2 protein-coding genes are annotated in these 1366 nt (G+C 43.1%); both read left to right on the plus strand.

What is annotated here, in order from left to right; translation table 11 throughout:
- On the plus strand, positions 1–876 hold an 876-nt coding region (locus tag PSI06_RS20920), incomplete at its 5' end, for a multicopper oxidase domain-containing protein (protein WP_273605068.1).
- Positions 873–1366 (plus strand): copper resistance protein B (locus PSI06_RS20925; RefSeq protein WP_273605069.1); only part of this gene is annotated, 494 nt, incomplete at its 3' end. The genes PSI06_RS20920 and PSI06_RS20925, both read left to right, overlap by 4 nt.

Here is a 1366-nt window from a genome sequence, read left to right on the forward strand (position 1 = left end):
GATGAATTTAGATTCGGCCCTGGTGAGACCTACGACGTAATTGTTGAGCCTAAAAATGATGCCTATACGATTTTTGCTCAAAGTATGGATCGCTCTGGTTACGCAAAAGGAACTTTATCAAGCTCGCCTAATATTGATGCGCCAGTACCTGCACTTGACCCTGTTGAATGGTTAACGATGACCGATATGATGGGCAATATGACCCACGGCGGTGAGCATTCTGCAATGGCAGGTATGGCTGGCATGTCAGGTATGAACTCTAAAGAAATGGATCATAGCGCTATGGAGCACGGTGCAATGGCGATGGATCATAGCAAACATGGTATGTCTGAAAACCCATTGGCAGTTGCCAGCCCTAAAGTGCGTCATGCCAAAACGGAGTATGGAGCTTCAGTTGATATGCGCGTTGATATGCCTAGAACAAATCTTGATGATCCTGGTATTGGTTTACGTAAAAATGGTCGCCGTGTTTTAACACTTGCAGATTTACACTCACTTGAAGGGATCACTAACCAGCAAGAGCCAGAAGCTGAAATTGAGTTGCATTTAACCGGAAATATGGAACGTTATAGCTGGTCATTTGATGGCTTAGAATTTGGTAAAAGCACGCCAGTGCATATGAAGCATAACCAACGTTTAAGAGTTATTTTACAAAACGATACCATGATGACGCACCCTATGCATCTGCATGGTATGTGGAGTGATTTAGAAAACGAGCAAGGTGATGTGCAAGTGCGACGTCATACAATACCTGTTCAACCCGCACAAAGAATCAGCTTTTTAACCACCCCTCACGATGTAGGGCGCTGGGCTTGGCATTGCCATTTATTATTCCATATGGATGCCGGCATGTTTAGAGAGGTAGTCGTATCATGAAACAATTAAAACTATCTAAATCATTTAGTTTATTAATGTTAACTGGGGCTTCATTAATTAGTTTCCCTTTATTAGCGCAAAGTGAAATGGCACAAATGAATAGCGCTAAGATGCAACCACAAGGAGGAAGTGCACCTAAAGATGCAAGAGACCCCCATGCTTACTCTGCGGGAACAACTTTAACAGAAGGCCCATATGCGCTTGAGGGCAATGAGCGATTAACACTCGCTGATGAGCATCCATTTTACGCATTACTAGGCGATCGTCTTGAATATAACGAGCAAGCAAACGCAGGTGTATTTGACTTACAAGCATGGTACGGCACTACCTTTGATCGATTGGTAATTAAAACCGAGGGTGATTTCAGCGAAGGAAGTATTGAAGAAAACCAAACCGATATTTTATGGGGTCACGCCGTATCAGCATATTGGGATACTCAAGCAGGTGTTCGTCTTGATTACAATAAAGAAGGTGAAAATCGGCAATGGTT

It is taken from the genome of Pseudoalteromonas sp. GABNS16E (genome assembly GCF_028598715.1).
GTDB classification, from domain to species: domain Bacteria; phylum Pseudomonadota; class Gammaproteobacteria; order Enterobacterales; family Alteromonadaceae; genus Pseudoalteromonas; species Pseudoalteromonas atlantica.